General features: G+C 68.6%; 13 protein-coding genes. 4 read left to right on the top strand and 9 right to left on the bottom strand.

The genetic code is table 11. The features are described 5' to 3' along the window. Positions 1 to 538 precede the first annotated feature (538 nt). The gene (locus BBJ41_RS24380; protein ID WP_069748825.1) at positions 539 to 739 is read left to right on the top strand and encodes a DUF805 domain-containing protein; all 201 of its coding nucleotides are present in this window, start codon (positions 539 to 541) and stop codon (positions 737 to 739) included. Positions 740 to 1219: 480 nt separating this feature from the next. On the opposite strand, the gene blaPEN-bcc is transcribed toward BBJ41_RS24380, so the two are convergent. Next, complete coding sequence (gene blaPEN-bcc / locus BBJ41_RS24385) at positions 1220 to 2119, bottom strand: PEN family class A beta-lactamase, Bcc-type (protein WP_069748826.1); 900 nt, start codon at positions 2117 to 2119, stop codon at positions 1220 to 1222. A gap of 139 nt (positions 2120 to 2258) precedes the next feature. Between blaPEN-bcc and penR the strand changes: the two genes are divergently transcribed. Then, positions 2259 to 3149 (top strand): beta-lactamase transcriptional regulator PenR, encoded by an 891-nt coding sequence (gene penR, locus BBJ41_RS24390; protein ID WP_069748827.1) that lies wholly within the window; start codon positions 2259 to 2261, stop codon positions 3147 to 3149. A 498-nt stretch (positions 3150 to 3647) separates the two neighbouring features. Here the strand turns inward: penR and BBJ41_RS24395 are convergent, their stop codons facing one another. From BBJ41_RS24395 to BBJ41_RS24405, 3 genes are all read right to left on the bottom strand, one after another. Next, positions 3648 to 3899 carry a hypothetical protein gene (locus BBJ41_RS24395; RefSeq protein ID WP_011354368.1) on the bottom strand — a complete coding sequence of 84 codons (252 nt, stop codon included), beginning with the start codon at positions 3897 to 3899 and terminating at the stop codon, positions 3648 to 3650. Between the two features lie 96 nt (positions 3900 to 3995). Then, positions 3996 to 6218, bottom strand: a complete 2223-nt coding sequence (locus BBJ41_RS24400) for an amylo-alpha-1,6-glucosidase (protein ID WP_069748828.1) — start codon at positions 6216 to 6218, stop codon at positions 3996 to 3998. A gap of 176 nt (positions 6219 to 6394) precedes the next feature. Then, the gene (locus BBJ41_RS24405) at positions 6395 to 14446 is read right to left on the bottom strand and encodes an autotransporter-associated beta strand repeat-containing protein (protein ID WP_069748829.1); all 8052 of its coding nucleotides are present in this window, start codon (positions 14444 to 14446) and stop codon (positions 6395 to 6397) included. On the opposite strand from BBJ41_RS24405, the gene BBJ41_RS41930 reads away from it, so the two are divergent. Then, positions 14445 to 14579: a hypothetical protein gene (locus BBJ41_RS41930; protein WP_257786495.1), complete on the top strand. Its 135-nt coding sequence runs from the start codon at positions 14445 to 14447 to the stop codon at positions 14577 to 14579. The genes BBJ41_RS24405 and BBJ41_RS41930 overlap by 2 nt on opposite strands. Positions 14580 to 14739: 160 nt before the next feature. On the opposite strand, the gene BBJ41_RS40585 is transcribed toward BBJ41_RS41930, so the two are convergent. From BBJ41_RS40585 to mreB, 3 genes are all read right to left on the bottom strand, one after another. After that, positions 14740 to 15063 carry a hypothetical protein gene (locus tag BBJ41_RS40585; protein ID WP_156814855.1) on the bottom strand — a complete coding sequence of 108 codons (324 nt, stop codon included), beginning with the start codon at positions 15061 to 15063 and terminating at the stop codon, positions 14740 to 14742. A 33-nt stretch (positions 15064 to 15096) separates the two neighbouring features. Continuing rightward, complete coding sequence (locus BBJ41_RS24410; protein ID WP_069748830.1) at positions 15097 to 15756, bottom strand: YdcF family protein; 660 nt, start codon at positions 15754 to 15756, stop codon at positions 15097 to 15099. Positions 15757 to 15983: 227 nt separating this feature from the next. Further along, a complete protein-coding gene (gene mreB / locus BBJ41_RS24415) occupies positions 15984 to 17018 on the bottom strand; it encodes a rod shape-determining protein (RefSeq protein ID WP_069748831.1) in 1035 nt (344 codons plus the stop codon). Positions 17019 to 17379: 361 nt separating this feature from the next. On the opposite strand from mreB, the gene BBJ41_RS24420 reads away from it, so the two are divergent. After that, positions 17380 to 19686 carry a patatin-like phospholipase family protein gene (locus tag BBJ41_RS24420; RefSeq protein ID WP_236872141.1) on the top strand — a complete coding sequence of 769 codons (2307 nt, stop codon included), beginning with the start codon at positions 17380 to 17382 and terminating at the stop codon, positions 19684 to 19686. Positions 19687 to 19757: 71 nt separating this feature from the next. On the opposite strand, the gene BBJ41_RS24425 is transcribed toward BBJ41_RS24420, so the two are convergent. Continuing rightward, positions 19758 to 20381 (bottom strand): FMN-dependent NADH-azoreductase, encoded by a 624-nt coding sequence (locus BBJ41_RS24425; protein ID WP_069748832.1) that lies wholly within the window; start codon positions 20379 to 20381, stop codon positions 19758 to 19760. Positions 20382 to 20675: 294 nt separating this feature from the next. Then, positions 20676 to 21806 (bottom strand): ATP-binding protein, encoded by a 1131-nt coding sequence (locus tag BBJ41_RS24430; RefSeq protein WP_069748833.1) that lies wholly within the window; start codon positions 21804 to 21806, stop codon positions 20676 to 20678. Between the last annotated feature and the right edge of the window lie 29 nt (positions 21807 to 21835).

Here is a 21835-nt window from a genome sequence, read left to right on the forward strand (position 1 = left end):
ATCGGGGCAACATGTGGCATCGGCCGGTGTCGTGCCCGCCGATCGCGAACGCGCAGTTCTCCACAGAAAATGTTGGCAAGCTTGTGGATATCCTGCACACCGCAACGCTAAACCCTTGATCCGATGGACTTTGGCACGCGTGATGCAGACAACCCACGTGCTGCGCCCTTCACGCGCGCCGCTTCGCCTCAGTTCGCGTCACGACGCCACGACGATGCACGTCGCGGGCGCCGCGAGCGTGCCGGCCATACGCCGCGTCACTTACCCACAGATTGTGTTGGCAAGCTTGTGGATATCCTGCGCACGCCTGCGCTAACCCGTTGATCGGCCAACGGTTCGTGCGCCGCGCCATCGTTTCGGCAACGGCGCGCGAGCCGGCGCGAATGCGGCGCGCTGCCCGCGCCTTGACGCCTGCGCATGCCACGCGTCAAGATCACGCGAGCCGCACGCAGCCGGGCATCGCCGATTCGCGCGTCGGCGCCACGGGCCGGCCGTTTCGCCGGCGCCGCACCACGACACATCCACTCCGAGGAAGGCCATGGAACACTTCACCGCGTGGCAGTTGCTCGTCTCGCTCGTGCTCGTCGCCGTCGTCATCTATCCGTACATCCGCATCGTCCGCCGCACCGGGCATTCGGGCTGGTGGATCCTGACGATGTTCGTCCCGGTCCTGAACTTCATCATGCTGTGGGTGTTCGCGTTCGCGCGCTGGCCCACGGTCGACGATCAGCAGCGCTGAACGTCGTCGCGGCCGCCCCACGGGCTTGTCCACAGATTTTGTTGGCAAGCATGTGGATAGCCTGCGCATACCGCAGCCAAGCGCTTGATCCGAAAGACTTTGTCCGCGCCGCTTCGAATACGGCACGCGGCCGGCAAATCGCCGCGCTTGCAGCGTCGCGACGCGTGACCGGCCGCCTGCCGCGCCGGGCCGCCCGCTTGTCCACAGATTTTGTTGGCAAGCGTGTGGATAGCCTGCGCATACCGCAGCCAAGCGCTTGATCCGAAAGACTTTGTCCGCGCCGCTTCGAACCGGGCACGGCGGCCCGCTGCGCCGCGAACGCGGTCGCGCGCGGGCTTGTCCACAATTTTTGTTGGCAAGGATGTGGATATCCTGAGCATGCGCGACCTAAGTCGTTGATCGCGCAACGTTTCGGCGCGTGGGTCACGACTGCGGCACGACGTGCATGCGAACCCGGTCACGCATGCCGAGCCGCCTGGCTCAACCGAATGCCCGGGCCACGATGCGCGCAGCCGAAGCGATCACGTCATCCTTCGACCGCGCATCGGCTTGCGCCTGCGTGTAGTACACGACGAGCACGATCGGCGCGCCCGACGCCGGCCAGATCACGCCCGCGTCGTTCGTCGTCCCGTAATCGCCGGTGCCCGTCTTGTCGCCGACCGTCCATCCGGCCGGCACGCCCGCGCGAATCCGCTTGTCGCCGACCTTGTTGCCGCGCAGCCACGTGACGAGCTGCGCGCGCTGCGCGGCCGGCAACGCATCGCCGAGCGTCAGCACGCGCATGCTCGCAGCCATCGCGGCGGGCGTCGTCGTGTCGCGCAGGTCGCCCGGCAGCGCAGTGTTCAGTTCGGTCTCCCAGCGATCGAGCCGGAACGCGTCGTCGCCGATCGAGCGCGCGTAAGCGGTCACGGCCGACGGGCCGCCGAGCAGCTTCATCAGCAGGTTCGCAGCCGAGTTGTCGCTGTACTGGATCGCGGCCTCGCACATCGCGGCCACCGTCATGCCCGTGTCGACATGCTTCTCCGTGACGGGCGAATAGTTGACGAGGTCGGCCTTCGAGTAGGTCACGCGCTGCTGCAGCAATCCCGGGCGCTCGACGCTCTGCGCGAGCACCGCCGCGCTCAGCATCGCCTTGAACGTGCTGCAGAACGGGAAGCGCTCATTGGGGCGATGCTCCACGATCCGGCCGCTCGCGGTGTCGATCGCGCACACGCCGAGACGGCCGCCCGCGTCGCGTTCGAGATCGGCAAGCGCCGCCGCGGCCGGATTGGCCACCTCCGGCGCGGCGGCCCGCTGCGACGCGCACGCGGTAACGGTGAGGACGAGCGGCGCCGCCGCGGCGGCCAGCAACAGGGTTCGACGTTGCGATGAGTAGGTCATGTGATGTGTCTCGTGGTGGAATGGACGCGGAACGAAGGCAAAACACCGAAGCGGACGGCCGGCCGCCGAGACAGCACTATCGAGACTTTACGGTTGCCTGACAAGCAACGATAATTGAGCGCTGACCAAAGAAAATCTTATGACCAAGCTCCGCCCTCATCTTCCGCTCAATGCGCTGCGCGCGTTCGAATCGTCGGCGCGACACCTGAACTTCACGCGCGCCGGCCTCGAGCTGAGCGTGACCCAGGCCGCGGTCAGCCAGCAGGTCCGCTCGCTCGAGGAGCGGCTCGGCTGCACGCTATTCACGCGGCTGCCGCGCGGTCTCGGGCTCACCGACGAAGGGCGCGCGCTGCTGCCCGTGCTGAGCGACGCGTTCAGCCGCATCGAGACGGTGCTCAAGCAGTTCGAGGGCGGGCGTTTCCACGAGGTGCTGACGCTTGGCGTCGTCGGCACCTTTGCCATAGGCTGGCTAATGCCGCGGCTGAAACGGTTCGGCGACACGCACCCGTTCGTCGAGCTGCGGCTGCGGACCAACAACAACGTCGTCGACCTCGCCGCCGAGGGTCTCGACTTCGCGATCCGCTTCGGTGAAGGCAACTGGCCGGCGACGCGCAACGAGCGCCTGCTCGATGCGCCGCTCACCGCGCTGTGCGCGCCGGAGATCGCGCGACGCCTCGCGCAGCCGGCCGATCTCGCGAACGAAACGCTGCTGCGCTCCTACCGCACCGACGAATGGCTCGGCTGGTTCGACGCCGCCCAGCTCGAACCGTGGGCGGTCAACGGCCCCGTGTTCGATTCGTCGCGGCTGATGGTCGAGGCCGCGATGCAAGGCGCGGGCGTCGCGCTCGCGCCGGCCTGCATGTTCGCGCGCGAGCTGCAGCTCGGCCTGCTCGCGCGGCCGCTCGACATCGACGTGCGCGCCGGCGGCTACTGGCTCACATCGCTGAAGTCGAAACCGCTCACGCCCGCGATGACGCTCTTTCGCGACTGGATCGCGGCCGAGGCGGCCGGCGCGGCGCCGGCCGAATGACACATGCGGTGCATTTGTCCACAGAAAGTGTTGGCAAGGATGTGGATATCCTGGGTACCCGGGATCTAACCCGTTGATCGCGCACGAAATACCGCACCGGAGCAGACCGCGGGCAGCCCCTGCGCACGGGGCTCGCAAGCCGGTCGCCGCACGCCGCATCCTCAACTGTCGCGACGCAATCGATTGCGAGTTGTCCACAGATTTTGTTGGCAAGCCTGTGGATATCCCTTCGATCCGCCGCGTAACACATTGATACAAAAGGGGATTCGATACGGGGACCTTGACCGGTCATCCGCGTGGCAGCGCATGGGCTTTCGCCCGGCACGCGCCGCGCGCCCGGCCGGGGGCGGCCGGTTCTCCACAGATTGTGTTGGCAAGCTTGTGGATATCCTGCGCATCGGCCACCTAACTCATTGAGCGCAAGGGATTTTGTGCTTTGTCTGCAGGAACGGGCAGCGCCGGCACCGCCCGGATGGCCGGCGCCGGCGCGATCCGTCGTCAATGCCGGTCGAGCCCGCCGCGCAATTCGCTCGCCTTGTCGCGCAGCGCCTCGTAACCCGAGCGGGCATGCTCGGGCAGGTCGGGATCACCGATCAGTGCGCCGAGCGTTTCGATCAGGCTGAACAGGATGCCCTTCGCCGCGCCGACCGCAATGCTCTGCGATTCGATCGACTTGTGCAGGTGGTCGACCGCCGCTTCGAGATTCTCGAGCTTGTGCTCGCTGTCGTCGGGCCGGTTGTCGGTCGTCATCGTCTACCTCCGCCATCGTTCAAGGGTCATGTCACGATTCTATGCCGCTGCACGCGAACGTGGCGCGACATCGCGCAACGTCCGCGCATTGCCGCGCTACAGCACCGCGACCACCTTCACGCGGCCCGGCTGCTCCGCCGCCGCGACGACCTGGCCGTCGACGCGGCGGAACGTCAGCGACACCGTTTCGTCGCCGACGCGCAGCTCGTCGATCCGCAACCAGTCGACGCCTTCGGGCAGCGCCGGACGCTCGACGCGCACCTCGTGGCGCGACGCATCGATACTCACGCCGAGGCATGCCTGCAGCATCATGAACGGCGCGCCTGCCGCCCATGCTTGCGGCAGGCACGCGACCGGGTACGCGGTCGGCGGTTCGCCGCGCCGGCGCGGGAACCCGCAGAACAGCTCGGGCAACCGCATCTCGAAGCTCACTGCCGCCTCGAACAGCGCGCGCAGCAGGTTCACCGCGGCCGTCTTGTCGCCGTAGCGCGCGAGCCCGCGTGCGATCAGCGCATTGTCGTGCGGCCATACCGAGCCGTTGTGATACGCCATCGGGTTGAAACGCGGCTGGCCGGCCGCGAGCGTGCGAATGCCCCAGCCCGTCTGGAACAGCGCCGAGCCGAGCACGCCGGCGACCGCCGCGCCGCGCTCGGCATCGGGCAGGCCGAACGCGAGCAGATGGCCCGCGTTCGATGCGAACACGCGGCACAGGTCGCCGTGGCCGTCGAGCGCGATCCCGTAGAAATCGCCTTCCGGCATCCAGAACAGCGCCTCGACCTGATCGCGCAGCGCCTTCGCGCGCAGTGCGTAGCGCGTGGCATCGGCCGCGTGGCCGCGCCGGTGCGAGCACGCCGACATCGCATCGAGCGCCGCGCACGCATAGGCCTGCACTTCGACGAGCGCGATCGGCCCGTCCGGAAAGCGGCCGTCCGCATGGAACACCGAATCGTGGCTGTCCTTCCAGCCCTGGTTCGCGAGGCCGCGCTCCGACGTGCGCTGGTAATCGAGCAGTCCGTACGGATTGCGGTCGCACTTGTCGATCACCCATTGCGCGGCACGCTCGAGCGCGGGCCACAGCTCGTCGATCAGCGCGTCGTCGCCGGTGCGTTCGACATACGCGCCTGCGAGCACGATGAAGAGCGGAGTCGTATCGACGCCGCCGTAGTACAGCGCGAACGGCACCTCGCCCGTCGCGGCCATTTCGCTGCGGCGGAACTCGTGCATGATCTTGCCGGGCTCCGCGTCGCGGAACGCCGACGTCTCGCGTGCCTGGTGCTCGGCCAGGAAACGCAGCACGCCGCGCGCGAGCGACGGCTGCAGCCACAGCATCTGCAGCGACGTAATGACCGCGTCGCGGCCGAACGGCGTCGAAAACCACGGAATCCCCGCATACGGGTACGGCCCCGTGTCGAGTTGCGTCGTGAGCAGCCCGAGATCCGCGAGCGAGCGGTCGAGCCACGCATCGAACAGCGGATTGCCGCTGCGCACGCGCGCCATCGACTCGCGCCGCGCGCGCATTTCGCGGTGCACGCCAACGAGTGCCGTGCGCAGCGCGACGCGGCCGCAGCCCGGCCCTTCGCCGTGCGCCGGGCCGAGCGTCGCGTCGACGGTCAGGTAAATCGACACGCACGCCTGCGCGGCGATCGTCAGCGTGTAGTCGGCACGATCGACCGACAGCGCATCGGGCGCCGGCGAGAAATACACGGTCACGTTGCGCTCGACGCTGTCGAGGCCGTCGTAGCGCAGCCGCACCGCGCCCGCGTCGACACGCGGCGCGACCACGGTGCCGCGCTTCGGGCGCTGCGTGCCGCGCACTTCGAACATGTCCTTGAAATCGGCGGCGAACGACAACGACAGCGGCACCTCGGCCTCGCTCGCGCCGTAGTTCGTCAGCGTCAGCGCTTCGTACAGCACATCGCCCGCGAGCACGCGCATCCGCTCGATATGGATCACGCCTTCAGGTGTTTCGTGGCCGCCGAGCGGCGGCAGCGGGCGGTTCGTCAGGTGTGCGGTGAACGACGCGTTGTCGGCGCTCGTCGCGCCCGACAGCAGCGACGGCGCGCGGCCGCCGAACGTCAGGCGCCATTTCGACAGCACGCGCATGTCGTCGACGAACAGGCCGTCGTCGTGACCGCCGATGTCGCCGAGCGCGTCGCTGACCACGAACGCGTCGCCGGATTTCAGCACGTACTGGTTGTTGCGCGCGAGGGCCTGCGGATCGGCTTCGGGCGCGATGAATGCGGGACCCGACGCCTGGGTCGGGGCAGCGGGCGCGACTTGCGGCGCCTGCGTCGTCGTGGCTTCGGCGTGATTCGGCATCGATGCTCCTGTGTCGAGGCGCAACGCGCGGCGCGCGTCGCGTGTTTCGCACAGGATAGGCCAGAACGGGGAACGTGCGCAGCGAAACGGCCGCGACGCCATGCGACGTCTCCGTCGCCGCATGGCGTCGCGTGCGGGCGCTGGCGCGGGTGCGCCAGGCGCCGGTCAGGCCTTCGTCAGAACTTCCACAGGATGTTGCCGAGCACTGCGTTGTCGCGCACGCCGCTGCCGAACTGGCCGCTGTACGTGAGGCCGAGCGTCAGGCGCTTCGTGATGTTCGCGTCGATACCGGCTTCGAGCACCGCGCTGTCGCGCGCAATCGGCACGCCCGACACCTGGAACGACGTGCCGCCGTTCGCGAACGTGAAGGCCGACGACGGCCGCACGTTGCCGAACGCATGCCGCCAGCCGACCGTCCCGCGCGCGGTGAGCGTGCCGCTTGCGATCGAACCGAGCTGCGAAGCCGCGCGCAGGCCGAGCGTCGAGAAGCCGACGTGGGTCGTCTCGCCGCCGGCTCGCAGCGCAGCCGCGCCACCGGTTTCCGTATAGCCGTCGGTATGCAGGTTCACGTACGCGAGGCCCGCGAACGGTTCGATCGCGACGGGCCCGACCGGCAGCGCGTAGCCGACTTCGCCGAACACCTGCGCCGAATTCGCGTCGTAGCCGGCCGAATCGTGATCGGAGAAGCCCGCGAAGCCCGGGTAACGGTCGCTGTTGATCCGGTACCACGTGTACGACGCGCCGCCGCGCACGCCGAGCGCGCCGTACTGCGCACCGCCGTACAGCGACAGGTAGTAGCTGTTCACCGACGCCGACGAACTCTGGTCGTTGTCGAGCGAGCTGTGCGTGACACCCGCGGCCAGACCGGCACGCCACTTGTCGTTGAGCGCCATGTCGGCGCCGGCGATGAAGCCCGTCATGCTGCGGTTGATCGACGATGCGTTGCCGTCGCCGGCGAGCCGGCTGCGGCCGCCGAACGCCTGCCCCCAGACGACCGGCTGGTACGGCGTACCGCCATAGCAGCCTTCACGCGAACCGATCCGGCGTTCCGGCGGCAGCGTCGGGTCGACCGCGCCGGCCGTGTTGTCGCCGCACAGCGCGGCGCCGCCCGACGACAGCGCGGCGAGCGGGCCCGATCCGGGGGCCAGGCCCTGCCGGACGCGATCGGTCACCGCGTCGCGCACATAACGGCTGTCGAGCAGCAGCATGCTCTTCATACTCGCCTGCAATTCGCCGTCGAGCAGCCCGTACGCGCGACGCGCGGTGGGTGCGTCGGTCGTCAGCACCGTGTCGTATACCGCGTTGCCGGCGCCGAGCCCGCCGATCGCGGTCGCGACCGAGCGCTGGTTGGGCGTCGTCGCGACGTCGGGCAGCGCGGTGCCGTTCGCGACCAGCTGCAGGTACACGTGGTTCGGATCGTAGCTGAGCTTCGGCATCAGGAACGCATAGTTCGCGCTCACCTGGCTGAACGCGCCCTGCACGCCCGACGCGGCGCTGAGGATCGTGTAGGTCGTGCTCGGCTGGTAGCCGCTCTGGTTCGCGAGCACCTGCACGGTGCCGCCGTTCAGCGTCGCGGCACCGCCCGCCGCGAGGCTGCCGCTCTGCTGCGGCGTGGCCGCGACCTGGAACGTCGAACCCGGCTGGAACGTGACGTTGCCGGCCACGTTCAGCGCCGCGCCCGGCTGCGATGCAGCCGCCGTCGCGCCACTCTGCACCACCAGGCCGCCGATCGTGCCGGTGCCCGTCAGCGTCGCGCCGTTCTGCACGGTGACGATCGACGGGCCGAGCGACCCGTTGACCGCGAGCGTGCCTGCGCTGACCGTGGTCGGGCCGCTCAGCGTGCTCGTGCCCGTCAGCGTCAGTTGCCCGCTGCCGGCCTGCGTCAGCGAACCCGTGCCGGAAATCGCGCCGCCGAACGACAGGTTGTCCGAGCGATTGAAGACCAGCGTGCCCGAATCGGCGACGTTGCCGGCGATGCTGCCCGACGTGCCGCCGTTGCCGATCTGCAGCGTGCCGCCGGCGATGGTCGTGCCGCCCGCGTAATTGCTCGCGCCGGTCAGCACGAGCGTGGCGCTGCCGCTCTTGGTCAACGCACCGGCGCCCGTGAGCGCGCCGCCGAAGGTGCCGCCGCCCGCCACCGTCAGCGTGCCCGTGCCGGTGTCGAGCGTGCCGTTCGCCCCGCCGTTCAGCCCGTCGAGCGCCACGTTCGTGCTGCCGAGCGCGAGGCTGCCGCCGTTCAGCGTGAGGCCGCCGGTGCCGAGCGCCTGGCTGTTGCCGAGCACCAGCGAGCCGCCGTTGACCACCGTGCCGCCCTGGAACGTGTTGCTGTTGTTCAGCGTCAGCGTGGCCTGGCCGTCCTTGACGAGGCCGCCGGCGCCCGACACGACGCCCGACAGCGTCAGGTCCTGCGTGCCGCCGATCGTTGCGTTCGCATTCAGCGTGACCGCATTCGCGAGATTCACCGCGCTCGTCGTATCGATCGTGCTTGCCGCGCCCACCGTCACGGCGCCCGTGCCGAGCGCGCCGTTGCCGCCGAGCACGAGCGTGCCGCCCGCAACCGTCGTGCCGCCGCTGTAGGTGTTGTTGCCCGACAGCGTCTGCGTGCCCGTGCCGTTCTTCACGATCGCGCCCGTGCCGCCGATCGTGCCGCCGAACGACGTGTTCGCCGCGCCGCCGAGCGTCAGCGTATTGCCGCCGAGCGCAACCGTCGTGCCCGTGACGCCCGCAAGGCCGGCGACGGTCTGCGTGCCGGCGCCCGTCCCGAGCGTGAAGCCCGCACCGGCGGTCGTCAGGTTGACGGTGGTCGATCCCGCGAGGCTGCCGCCCGCGCCGATCACGAGGTTGCCCGCGCCGATCGTGGTCGCGCCGCCGTACGTATTCGCGCCCGTCAGCGTCGTCGTGCCGCCGCCCTGCTTCACGATGCCGCCCGTGCCCGTGATCGCGCCGCCGAAGGTCTGGGTCGTGCCGTCGCCGAACGTCAGCGTGTTGCCGCCGAGCGCGACCGTCGAACCGGACAGGCCGCTCAGCGCGCCGATGGTCTGGTTTGCGCCTGCGGCACTGAGGTCGAGCGATGCGCCGATGCCGTTCAGGTTGACCGCGCCGGTCGCCGCGAGACTGCCGCCCGCGCCGAGCGCCAGCGTGCCCGCGTCGATCGTCGTGCCGCCCGTGTACGTGTTCGCGCCCGTCAGCGTTTCGGTGCCTGCGCCGACCTTCGTCAGCGAGCCGGTGCCCGCGACGGTGCCGCCGAACGTCGCGCTGCCGCCGCCGCTGCCGAGCGTCAGGCCGTTCGCGCCGAGCGCGACCGTCGAACCGCGCACGCCGCTCAATGTGCCGATCACCTGGTTTGCGCCGGACGCGCTGACGTCGAACGTTGCGTTCGCACCGGTCAGGTTCAGCGCGCCGCCTGCGGCGAGACTGCCGCCCGCGCCGATCGCCAGCGTGCCGCCCGCAATCGTCGTGCCGCCCGTGTACGTGTTCACGCCGGTCAGCGTTTCGGTGCCTGCGCCTTGCTTCGTCACGCCCGCGGTACCGGTGATCGCGCCGGCAAACGTCTGGCTGGCCGTGCCGCCGAAGGTCAGGTCGTTGCCGCCGAGTGCGACCGTCGAACCGGCCACGCCCGTCAGCGCGCCGATCGTCTGGTTCGCGCCCGCGCCGCTCAGGTCGAGCGTCGCGCCCGTGCTGCCGAGATCCACGGTGCCCGACGACGCGATGCTGCCGCCCGCGCCGATCGCCAGCGTGCCGCCGTTGATCGTCGTCGTGCCCGTGTACGTGTTCACGCCCGTCAGCGTTTCGGTGCCGCTGCCCTGCTTCGTCACGCCGCCCGTGCCGGCGATCGTGCCGGCGAAGGCGCCGTTCGTGCCGTTGCCCAACGTCAGCGTGCTGGCGCCGAGCGTCACGTTCGAGGTGGCCACGCCGTTCAGCGCGCCGATCGATGCGTTGCCGCTCGCACTGATGTCGAGCGCCGCGCCCGTGCCCGTCAGGTTCACCGCGTTGCTCGACGCGATGCTGCCGCCCGCGCCGATCGCCAGCGTGCCGTTCGCAATCGTCGTGTCGCCCGTAAAGGTGTTCACGCCCGTCAGCGTTTCGGTGCCGCTGCCCTCTTTCGTGATGCCGCCCGTGCCCACGATCGACCCGCCGAACGTCGCGTTCGTGCCATCGCCGAACGTCAGCGACTGACCGCCGATGCGCACCGACGATCCGTTGACGCCCGACAACGCGCCGATCGTCTGGTTCGCCCCCGACGTCGTGATGTCGAAGATCGCGCCCGACCCACCGAGATTCAGGGCGCCCGTCGCCGCAAGCGAGCCGCCCGCGCCGAGCGCGAGCGTACCGTCATTGATCGTCGTGCCGCCCGTGTACGTGTTCGTGCCGGTCAGCATCTCCGTGCCGCTGCCCTGCTTCGTGACGCTGCCCGTGCCCGTGATCGCGCCGGCAAACGTCTGGCTGGCCGTGCTGCCGAAGGTCAGGCCGTTGCCGCCCAGCGCCACCGTCGAACCGGCCACGCCCATCAGCGCGCCGATCGTCTGGGGCGCGCCCGCGCCGCTCAGGTCGAGCTTCGTGCCGGAAGCGCCGAGACTCACGGTGCTCGATGCCGCGATGCTGCCGCCCACACCGATCGCCAAGGTGCCGCCGCCGATCGTCGTCAGGCCCGTGTACGTGTTCACGCCCGTCAGCGTCTCCGTGCCGCTGCCTTGCTTGAACAACCCGCCCGTGCCGGCGATCGTGCCGGCGAAGGCGCCGTTCGTGCCGTCGCCGAATACCAGCGTGTTGCCGCCGAGCATCACGTTCGAGCTGGCCACGCCGTTCAGCGCGCCGATCGTCTGGCTCGCGCCCGAACTGCTGATATCGAACGTTGCGCCAGCACCGGTCAGGTCGACCGAACTGCCCGAAATCCGGCCGCCCGCGCCCAGCGCCAGCGTGCCGCTCGCGATCGTCGTGCCGCCCGTGTACGTATTCACGCCCGTCAGCGTCTCGGTGCCGGTGCCCGATTTCGTGATCCCGCCCGTGCCGCCGATCGTGCCGGCGAACGTGTGATTGCCGGCGTCGCCCAGCGTCAGGTTTTTCGAGCCGAGATTGACCGACGAACCAGCCGCGCCCTCGAGCCCGCCGATCGCCTGCGGCGTGGTCGCGCCGCTGACGTCGAGCGCCGTGCCCGTATTCGCGAGATTCACGGTGCCGGTCGACGACAGCGAACCGCCCGCGCCGATCGCGATCGTGCCCGCGTTGACCGTGGTGCCGCCCGTGTACGTGTTCGCGCCCGTCAGCGTTTGTGTGCCCGTGCCCTGCTTCACGATGCCGCCCGTGCCGCCGATCGCACCGCCGAACGTCTGGTTCGTCGCGTCGCCGAACGTCAGCGTGTTCGCGCCGAGCGACACGGTCGTGCCGCCGACGCCCGACAACGCGCCGACCGTCTGATTCGCGCCCGCGCCGCTGATGTCGAAGCCGGCGCCCGCCGTGCCCAGATTGACCGAACCCGTCGCTGCAAGCGAGCCGCCCACACCGATTGCCAGCGTGCCGCCGTTGATCGTCGTGCCGCCCGTGTACGTGTTCGCGCCCGTCAGCGTTTCCGTGCCGCTACCCTGCTTCGTGATCGCGCCCGTGCCACCGATCGTGCCGCCGAACGTCGCGTTCGTGGCATCGCCGAGCGTCAGGCCGTTACCGCCCAGCGCCACCGTCGTGCCCCCCACGCCGCTCAATGCACCGATCGTCTGGGGCGCGCCCGACGCGCTGATGTCGAACGTCGAACCCGCGCCGCTCAGGTTCACGGCGCCACCTGCCGCCAGACTGCCGCCCGCGCCCAGTGCGAGCGTGCCGCCCGCGATCGTCGTGCCGCCCGTGTACGTATTCGTGCCCGTCAGCGTCTCGGTGCCGGTACCCGACTTCGTGATCCCGCCCGTGCCGCCGATCGTGCCGGCGAACGTGTGATTGCCGGCATCGCCCAGCGTCAGGTTTTTCGAGCCGAGATTGACCGACGAACCGGCCGCGCCCTCGAGCCCGCCGATCGCCTGCGGCGTGGTCGCGCCGCTGACGTCGAGCGCCGTGCCCGTATTCGCGAGATTCACGGTGCCGGTCGACGACAGCGAACCGCCCGCGCCGATCGCGATCGTGCCCGCGTTGACCGTGGTGCCGCCCGTGTACGTGTTCGCGCCCGTCAGCGTTTCCGTGCCGCTGCCCTGCTTCGTGATGCCGCCCGTGCCGCCGATCGAACCGCCGAACGTCTGATTCGTCGAGTCGCCGAACGTCAGCGTGTTCGCGCCGAGCGACACGGTCGTGCCGCCGACGCCCGACAACGCGCCGACCGTCTGATTCGCGCCCGCGCCGCTGATGTCGAAGCCGGCACCCGCCGTGCCCAGATTGACCGAGCCCGTCGCTGCAAGCGAGCCGCCCACACCGAGTGCCAGCGTGCCGCCGTTGATCGTCGTGCCGCCCGTGTACGTGTTCGCGCCCGTCAGCGTTTCCGTGCCGCTGCCCTGCTTCGTGATCGCGCCCGTGCCGCCGATCGTGCCGCTGAACGTCGCGTTCGTGGCATCGCCGAGCGTCAGGCCGTTGCCGCCCAGCGCCACCGTCGTGCCGGCCGCACCGCTCAATGCGCCGATCGTCTGGTTCGCGCCCGACGCGCTGATGTCGAACGTCGCCCCCGCGCCGGCGAGGTTCACGCCGCCCGTCGCTGCGAGCGAGCCGCCCGCGCCCAGCGCCAGCGTGCCGCTGTTGACCGTCGTGCCGCCCGTGTATGTATTCGCGCCGGTCAGCGTCGTGGTGGCCGCGCCGTTCTTGACCAGGCCGCCCGCCCCCGAAACGGCCCCGGACAATTCGAGGCTGTTGCTGCCGCCCAGCGTCAACGTCGCACCGCCGTTGATCGCAACGTTGTTGGCGACCGTCATGTTCGCGTTGGTATCGAGCGTGCCCGCGCCACCCACCGTCAGCGTGCCCGTGCCCAGCCCACTGCTGTTGCCGAGCATGATCTCGCCGCCGTTCAGCGCGGTACCGCCCGAATGCGTGTTCGCGCCCGACAACGTGAGCGTGCCCGTGCCGTTCTTCGTCAGGCCGCCGCCGCCGCTGATCGTGCCCGACAGCGCGAGATTGTTGCCGCCCTGCACCGTCAGCCCGCCCGCGGCGAGCGTCACGCCGTTGTTCAGGTTGACGCTCGAATTCGCGCTCTGGATCGCGCCGCCATTGCCCGTGATCGTGCCGGTGCCGAGCCCCGCGTTGTTGTCGATGATCGCCACGCCGCCGTTCAGCGTCGCGTCCTGGGCACTGGACGCGCCGGTCAGCGTCCACGTACCGCTGCCGACTTCCATGTGCTGGAAGTTGATGTAGTTGGTGTTGTTGATCGCACCGGTCGCCGGCCCGCCGCCGGCTTGCTGCAGCTTGAGCGTGTTGTTGCCGCCGGCGCCTCCATCCACCGTACCCGTCGCCGCGATGCCGATCGTGACCGCGCCGATCCCGAGGTTCAGCGACGCCCCGGTGCCGCCGGCCGAGTTCACCGACGAGCCGGTGTTCGCGGTAAACGTATTGGTGCTGTTTACGCCCATCGACACGCTGCCGTTGATCGTGCCCGAGTTGGTGAACGTGTTGCCCGTACCCGGCGCGCCTGACGACTGGAACGCGACGCGACCGTTGATCGTGCCGCTGTTGTTGAAATTGACCTGTGCGCCGCCGTAGGCGACCACGACTGGCGCGTCCGCGCCGACCAGCGTCGCGCCGACCAGGGCGGTCGAGCTGATCGTACCGGTATTGGTGATGTTGCTCGTGCCGCCCGTGCCGTTCTGCACGGCCAGCGCCATCCCGGTCGCACCGCTCAGCGCGACGCCCGTCGAGCCCTTCATCGTGCCGTTGTTGGTCACGGTCGTCGTGCTCGCCGACGCGTTGCCGATCACGGCCCCGCTCGACAGCACGCCAAGCCCCGTGCCGAGCAAGGACGGATCGATCGTGCCGTTGTTGGTCAACGTATTGTTGTTGCCGATCAGCGTCAAAGCATTGCCGCCGACGCCCAGCAGCACGCCGAGACTTCCGCCGGGATTGACCGTCACGTTCAGGTTGTTGCCGCCATTCGTATAACTGGGAGACAGCGGGTTCGCGGCACCCGAGCAGGACACGGTGGTGCCGGCCGCGGTACAGCCCGCATAAGCGGGAACGATGCCCGCGCCCGACAGCGCCAGGAAAACGCCGGTCGGCAACAAAAATCTCGGAAACGGCTCGCCAGCTTTTTTCGAACGCGCAAGGTTCATGCTTTCCCTCGTTATTGGCTTTGGTATTGGTATCGCGGCCGCACCGAACGGCCGACAGCAGAAAATCGCGGACAAAAGCATCCGCTCCGGCGGTCGCGATGCGACGTCGGTTGATTCATGGATGAATCTTTAATCGAACCTGAATTGCAGATGCGAAACTAGTCGAATGACATGACGGTTGCCCCCGGTTTTTTCTGCAGCGACTTTCTGGTTGGTTTGATTACTGCCCTGCTTTTGTCTGACAAGGCTATATCAAACTTGTGTCATTTTCCAGTCGATGTTTACCCATCGAATCAAAGGCGACGGATCGGGTATTTTTTACTCGCCGCGACACGCCCGACGGCACGCTCCGCACGTTTCCCGTCCAGATCGCTTGATCTTTCGCAAAAACATCGAAAACACCGCATCCGTGGAAACGCCAATATACGGCCGCGATTGGCCGCACCTGGATTCTGCCTCGCAATACCCTGACGTTCACAAATCGTCGATGCCGATAATCCGCGCACGGCTAATCGATCGGTAAAAACCGGGTTTTTCTGGCGTTCCGCAAATTGAAAAAGCAGGCGCGCCGCATCCGGCGCGAGACGGCAGGAAATCTGAAGGGGAAAGAGAATCATGCGCGCCGGCGGCATTCGCCCGCGCGCACCGCATTACGAAAACAGGCTCATCAGATACAGCATCGGCCGAAATGAAACCGGCCGCGCGTCGGGATTCAGCCACAGGCGCACCGCATACACCGTGTAGGCCGGCACCTCGCGCCAGCTCGAATAAACGTCGCGCAGCTGGAAGCGGCGCGGATATGCGGCCGAGATGTTCTCCCGCGCAATGCCGACGCGCTCGAATGCGAGGCGCGCCCGCGCGAGGTGGTAGTACTGGCTGACGATCAGCACGCGCGACACACGGTGCGCCTGCAGGTAGGCAAGCGTGTGCTGCGCGGTCGCGAGCGTGTTGTCGCCCTGGTCGTCGACGGCGATCCGGTCGGCCGGCACGCCGCGCGCGACGAGATAGTCGCGCATCGCGGTCGCCTCGTTCAGCCCGGGGCCGTCGATCGCGCCGCTAACCAGAAACGCCGGGCACTGCCCCGTGCGATAGCAGCTCACGCCAGCGTCGAGCCGGGCTGCGAGCACCGGCTTCGGCGCGCCGGTCTCGTCGAGCGCGTTGCCGAAGATCACGGCGACGTCCGTCGCCTCGCTCGGCATCCGCATCCCGGATACGACGAGCACGACGGCCGCTGCGGCCCAGATACACGCAATGAGGGCCAGCAGGCGGCCGGTTCGGGCCACGAAGCCCCGTTTGGTTCGGTAGTTCAAGGTTGTCGGTCTCTCAGGTCATCGGCGGCCATATCGACTGTATCGGCCGGCCCGCCCCGCACGGGCGCGTCACGCTAGCACGGCGTGCTCGCACGTGTCCACGCGACGGATCGATGACGGCCGCTGCTCGCGCGTTCGGCAACCCGGCCGGCGCAGCCCGTCAGAACAGAATCGTTGATCCGGAGATCGAAAGAATGTGAACGGCCGCGCGCGCGGCCCGGCCCGGCTCAGTCGACCGGGCACATCGCGAGCCGCCCCATCGCCTCGCCGGCGCCACGCACCGCGCAGGTGGCCGGCTCGTCGGCGATCCGCGCGACCAGCCCCGTCTCGTCGTACAGCAGGCGTTCGAGATCGGCGAGCAGCGCGCCGCCGCCCGTCAGCACCACGCCGCGATTCGCGATGTCCGTCACGAGCTCGGCCGGCGCGTTTTCCAGCACCGACTTCACCGCGCCGATCACCTGCTTGAGCGGCGCGGCCAGCGCGTCCGCGACATCGTGGTTGGACAGCTCGACCGAGCGCGGCAGGCCATCGCCGATGCTGCGCCCGACCGCGCGCGTCGACGTGCGCGGCACCGCGCTGGTGGCCGAACCGATCGTTTTCTTCACATGCTCGGCCGTCTGTTCGCCGAGCAGCACGCCGTACAGGTTGCGGACGTGGTTGACGATCGCCGCGTCGAACTGGTTGCCGCCGACGCGGATCGCCTCGCGATAGACGATGCCGCCGAGCGCGATCACGGCAACCTCGGTCGTGCCGCCGCCGATGTCGACGACCATCGAGCCGACCGGCTCGGTCACCGGCAGGCCCGCGCCGAGCCCGGCCGCCAGCGATTCCTCGATCAGTTCGACCTCCGACACGCCCGCCGCGAACGCGGCCTCGCGGATCGCGCGGCGTTCGACGGCCGTCGCATCGGACGGTACGCACAGCGTGACCTCGACGCGGCGGCCGAAGCGCGAGCGCGTGCGCGACATGTCGATGAAGCTGCGGATCATCTGCTCGGCCGCGTGCGCGTCCGCGATCACGCCGTGCCGCATGGGCCGCACGGCCTCGAGATGCCCCGGTTCGCGGCCGAGCAGCGCCTTCGCGAGCTCGCCGACCGCCTCGAGCGTCGGCCGCGCGTCGGTCGCACCCGCCTTGCGGAAGCAGACGACCGACGGCTGGTTCAGCACCACGCCGCGTTCGTGCGTATAAATCCGCGTACTCGCCGTTCCAGGGTCGATCGCAACGGGTTGCGCAAACAACTTTCCGAACAGCGGTGTCGACATATCAAGCCTTTTTGAGCGAACGGGCCGGAACGGCCAGGCGGCATCCTCGCGGCGCGCCTGCCGCCCCATCATGAAACTTAGCGGCAAATCGTTCCGATACTTTAGGCAATTCCGATGATTTTTTCGCGACGAAATTGCCGAAAACACCGCTTCGAGGGTATCGGACTCCGAAACGGCCTCTCGCATTGCGTCTGTAAAACACGGTAATCTCTCGGTCTTGCCTGCTCCCGGCAGGCCTCCGACGCCCGATTTCGCCAGGTATTTCCACCATGACAGCGACCGTTTCCTTCCGCTGGGCGCGGGTGCGCCCGCTCTGCACGACGCTCGTCGCCTCTGGTGCTGCACGGCCGTCGCGCAACCGTTGCCCGCCTCCGCGCCCGTGCCCGCCACGGCCGGCACGCCCGCGACCGCTGCTCCCGCCGTGACGCCGGCCGCCACGCACGACTGCACGGCCGACGGCGGCCCGGCCGGCCGCCCGTCGATCGGCCTCGTGCTGTCCGGCGGCGGCGCGCGCGGCTATGCGCACCTCGGCGTGCTGAAGGTGCTCGAGGAAAACCGCATCCCGGTCGACTGCATCGCGGGCACCAGCATGGGCGCGGTGGTCGGCGGCCTGTATGCGAGCGGGATGGCCGCCAACGACATGCAGAAGCGGCTATCGGAGGTCAACCTCGCCGATATCGCGTTCGACGTGGTCGATCGTGCTGACCTGCCGCAAACCAGCCGCGAGGACGAGCGACTGTACATCAACGGCCTGACGCTCGGCTTCGGCAAGAACGGCGTGAAGGCGCCGGTCGGCCTCGTGCAGGGCAACCGGCTGCAGGCGCTGCTCGCCGACTGGACCTCGTCCGTGCCGACCAACCAGCCGTTCGACCGGCTGCCGATTCCGTACCGCGCGGTCGCGACCGACCTGCAGACCGGGCAGATGGTCGTGCTCGACCACGGTTCGCTGCCGCTCGCGATCCGCGCGAGCATGGCGATGCCCGGGCTGTTCGCGCCGGCCGAGATCAACGGCCGCGCGCTGGTGGACGGCGGCCTCGTCAGCAACCTGCCGGTCGACACCGCACGGCAGATGGGCGCGAACGTCGTGATCGCCGTCGACATCGGCTCGCAGCTGCGCCCGCTCGACGCGCTCGCGTCGCCTGCCGACGTGATGCAGCAGATGGTCGGCATCCTGATTCGCCAGAACGTCTCGGCCCAGCGTCAGCAGATCACCGCGAACGACGTGCTGCTCACGCCTGCGCTCGGCTCGCTCAGCTTCACCGATTTCCAGAACGCACACCAGGCCATCTCCGCCGGCGAAGCGGCGGCGACCGCCGCACTGCCGAGCCTGAAGCGCTACGCGCTCAGCCCCGAGGACTACGCCGCCTACCGCTCCGCGCACGCGCAGCCGCTGCCGCCGCCGGTCCGGATCACGCGTATCGAGATCAAGACGAGCGGCGGCGTGCCGAAACGCGTCGTCAGCGATGCGCTGCACGTGAAGCCCGGCGACCTCTACGATCCGCAGACCATCAGCCAGGATTTGCTCGGGCTCACGACCGGCGGCAACTTCGAGAGCGTCACCCAGCAGGTCGTGAGCCACGGCGACGACAACGTGCTCGAGATCGATGCGCGGGAGAAATACTGGGGGCCGAATTTCCTGCTGTTCGGGCTGGGCATGTCGAGCAGTTCGACCGACGAGGGCGGCTTCCGCCTGCACGTCGGCTACCGGCGGCCGTGGCTCACCGAATCGGGCCTCGAGTTCCGCGCGGATACGACGATCGGCAGCGACCTGCTGTCGGCGCGCGTCGAATTGCGCCAGCCGCTGCCGATGGCCTATGGCGTCTACATCTCGCCCTACGCGGAATACCAGCGCCGCTACGCGAACCTGTACGACGACACCGGCGACGTGAAGGTCACGCAGTACCTGATGCAGACCACACGCGCCGGGATCGATTTCGGCCTGCCGATTTCGCGGCTCGGCGATTTCCGGATCGGTCTCGGGTACGTGACCGGCCACGGTTCGCCGACCTACAACCTGCCGCTCGACCTCGATGCCAGCGGCCAGCAGTTGCTCTGGCCCAGCTTCACGTCGCAGGCGCTGGTTGCGCGCGCGCGGCTCGTCATCGACCAGCTCGACGATCCGATGTTCCCGCGCAAGGGCTACTTCACCGAATTGCGCGTCGAACGCTCGCTGGTGTCGCGCAACGGCGGATCGGCGCAGGACTTCGACGACGGGATCAACAACGCGCCTTACACCGAGATCTACGGCAAGGCGATGATCGCGCAGCAATTCGGCCGGCACAGCTTCAGCGCGACGATCGAAGGCGGCAAGAGCATCGGCGGCACCAACCTGATCAACGCGTTCAACTTCACGCTCGGCGGCTTCCAGCATCTGTCCGCCTATGCGGCCGACCAGTTGAACGGCAACGAGCTCGCGTACGGCCAGATCACCTACATGAATCAGTTGATGACGTTCAACGCGTCGCCGATCAAGGCCCTGTCGGTGGGCGCCAGCGCGGAAGTCGGCAACGTCTGGTCGAGCGGCCAGCAGATCGGCGGCGGCGCGCTCAAGCAGAGCTATACGTTCTTCACGAGCCTGTCGACCGCGTTCGGGCCCGTCTACATCGGCGTTGCGCTCGCGCCGGGCGGGCGGCGCAACTTCTACCTGCAGCTCGGCCGGACCTACTGAGCATGCGCGGATGCCGCTTCGGCGGCATCCGCGTTCGCGTTGCGCATTGGCGTTGCGCCCGCGCGCCCGGATCAGAAATCCGCGGCCATCTCGACCACCCGCGCTCGCGCCCGCTCGATGCTTTCCCCTGCCCTGGCATTCCACGTCTGCTCCACGAGCAGGCTTCTGACCTCGTTCACGCCGATGAACTTCAACCAGAACTCGATGTAATCGGCCTGATGCCCGAACCCGGGATTGCCCGCGCCGGCTCCGGCTTCCCGGCTCTGCCCGCGCACATGGATGACCAGCGCGCGCGGAATCTTCAGCAGCGGGCCATAGGCGTGGCCGTCGAACGTAAACAGCATGTTCCGCTGGCTGACGAGATCGATCAGTTGCTTGAGCTTGTACGGATAGCCGAAATTCCACATCGGCACGCCGATGACGATCCGGTCCGCCGCCTGAAACCGCTTCACGAGCGACTGGATTCGCAACCAGACCGACTGCTCGGCGGCATCCATCGGCTCGTTCGCGACGCCTTTGTACTTTGCGCCGATCGCGCCGCTGTCGAAGTCCGGCAAATCCTCTTCCCAGACATTCAGCGTATCGACGTCGATTGACGCATTCGCATCGCGACAAGCGTCGACAAAGGCATTGGCGACGGCGATCGAAGCCGATCCGGCGCCGCGAGGGGAAGACACGATGTTCAATAACCGCATGGTGCGTGGCCCTGGCAGGAATGCATGAACGACGGGCGGTAATCGTCCCTGCGCCGGCTTCGCCGCTGGCGCGGACAGGCCCGCCCACATAATTGCAATTGCAATCGTAATGCAAAGCGCTCGCGGACGGCAAACGAAACGTCACGGGAATGCGGCAGCGCGCCTGCCCGGCGATGGCGTCGGGCAGGCGCAAGGTGAATGTGGTGTGGCGCCGTATCCGGGCGGAAAAGATCGGGGCGCGCGATACCCGCACGCGTGGCGATGGCCGCGGGCCGGGCCTTGCGCCGTGAACCGCTAGATCGGCCAGCTGATCTCGAAGCGCGCGCCGCCGAGTTCAACCGGATCGACGACTGCGATCCGGCCGTTGTGCGCGTGGAGCACCTGCCGCGTGATTGACAGGCCGAGCCCGTAGCCGCCGGTGCGGCGGTCGAGGCGCACGAACGCATCGAAGATCCGTTCGCGTTCCTGCTCCGGCACGCCGGGGCCGTCGTCCTCGACGAAGATCCCGATATTGCCGTGATCGAGCACGATGCCGACGACGATCCGCGATTGCGCATACTTGCTCGCGTTGCGCAGCAGGTTGCGCATCGCGTACGACATCAGCCGCCGGTCCATCCTCACGCGCAGGTCCGACTCGAGCGCGATGCGCGACTCGATCGTGCGCTCCGGATACAGCAGCTGCGCGTCCTTGACCTGGTGCTCGAACCACGCGACGGGCGCGGTCATCTCGAGGTTCGACTGCAGCGAGCTGTATTCGAGCCGCGCGAACGTGAGGCTCATGTCGATCAGTTCCTCGAGCTCGGTCACGTCCTGCGCGATGCTTTCGAGCGCGCCCTGGTATTCGGCCGCCGACGCCGGCTCGCGCAGCATCTCCAGCGCGAAGCGCACACGCGCGAGCGGCGTGCGCAGTTCGTGCGAAATGCCGTTGGTAAGGTCACGCTGCGCGGCGATCAGCCGCTCCATGCGCATGGCCAGCGCATTCAGCGTGCGCGCGAGCGGACCGATGATCACGCTGTGCGATTCGCGCGCGCGGGTGTTGAAGCGCCCGCCCGTGAAGTCGATCGCACGTTCGCGCACCATCACGAGATCCGACCAGACGGGCCGCATCCACCGGTACGCCGCAAGCGCGGGCGCCGCGAACACGAACGCGAGCACGATATAGATGTCGCCGGGCAGCGGGTCGAACGCATGCCACACCACCTGCGGCGACAATTCGACGCACAGCGCGAGCGCCGGCACGAGCGCGGTCAGCAGCACGAGGCCGAGCAGGTGCAGGTAGGTGCGCACGTAAAGGCGCGACCAGCTCGGGATGCGGTCGGCGCGCGTATCGGTCCACGCGCGGCGGAAATGCAGCCAGCGCCATTTGACGTAGCGCAGCGTCGGCAGCGGCGGTGCATCGGGGTGCGAACGGGTTCGTCGGATCATCGCCTCTCCGGGCTGGCGGGCGGAAGGCC

The sequence above is a fragment of the Burkholderia stabilis genome (assembly GCF_001742165.1).
Taxonomy (GTDB): domain Bacteria; phylum Pseudomonadota; class Gammaproteobacteria; order Burkholderiales; family Burkholderiaceae; genus Burkholderia; species Burkholderia stabilis.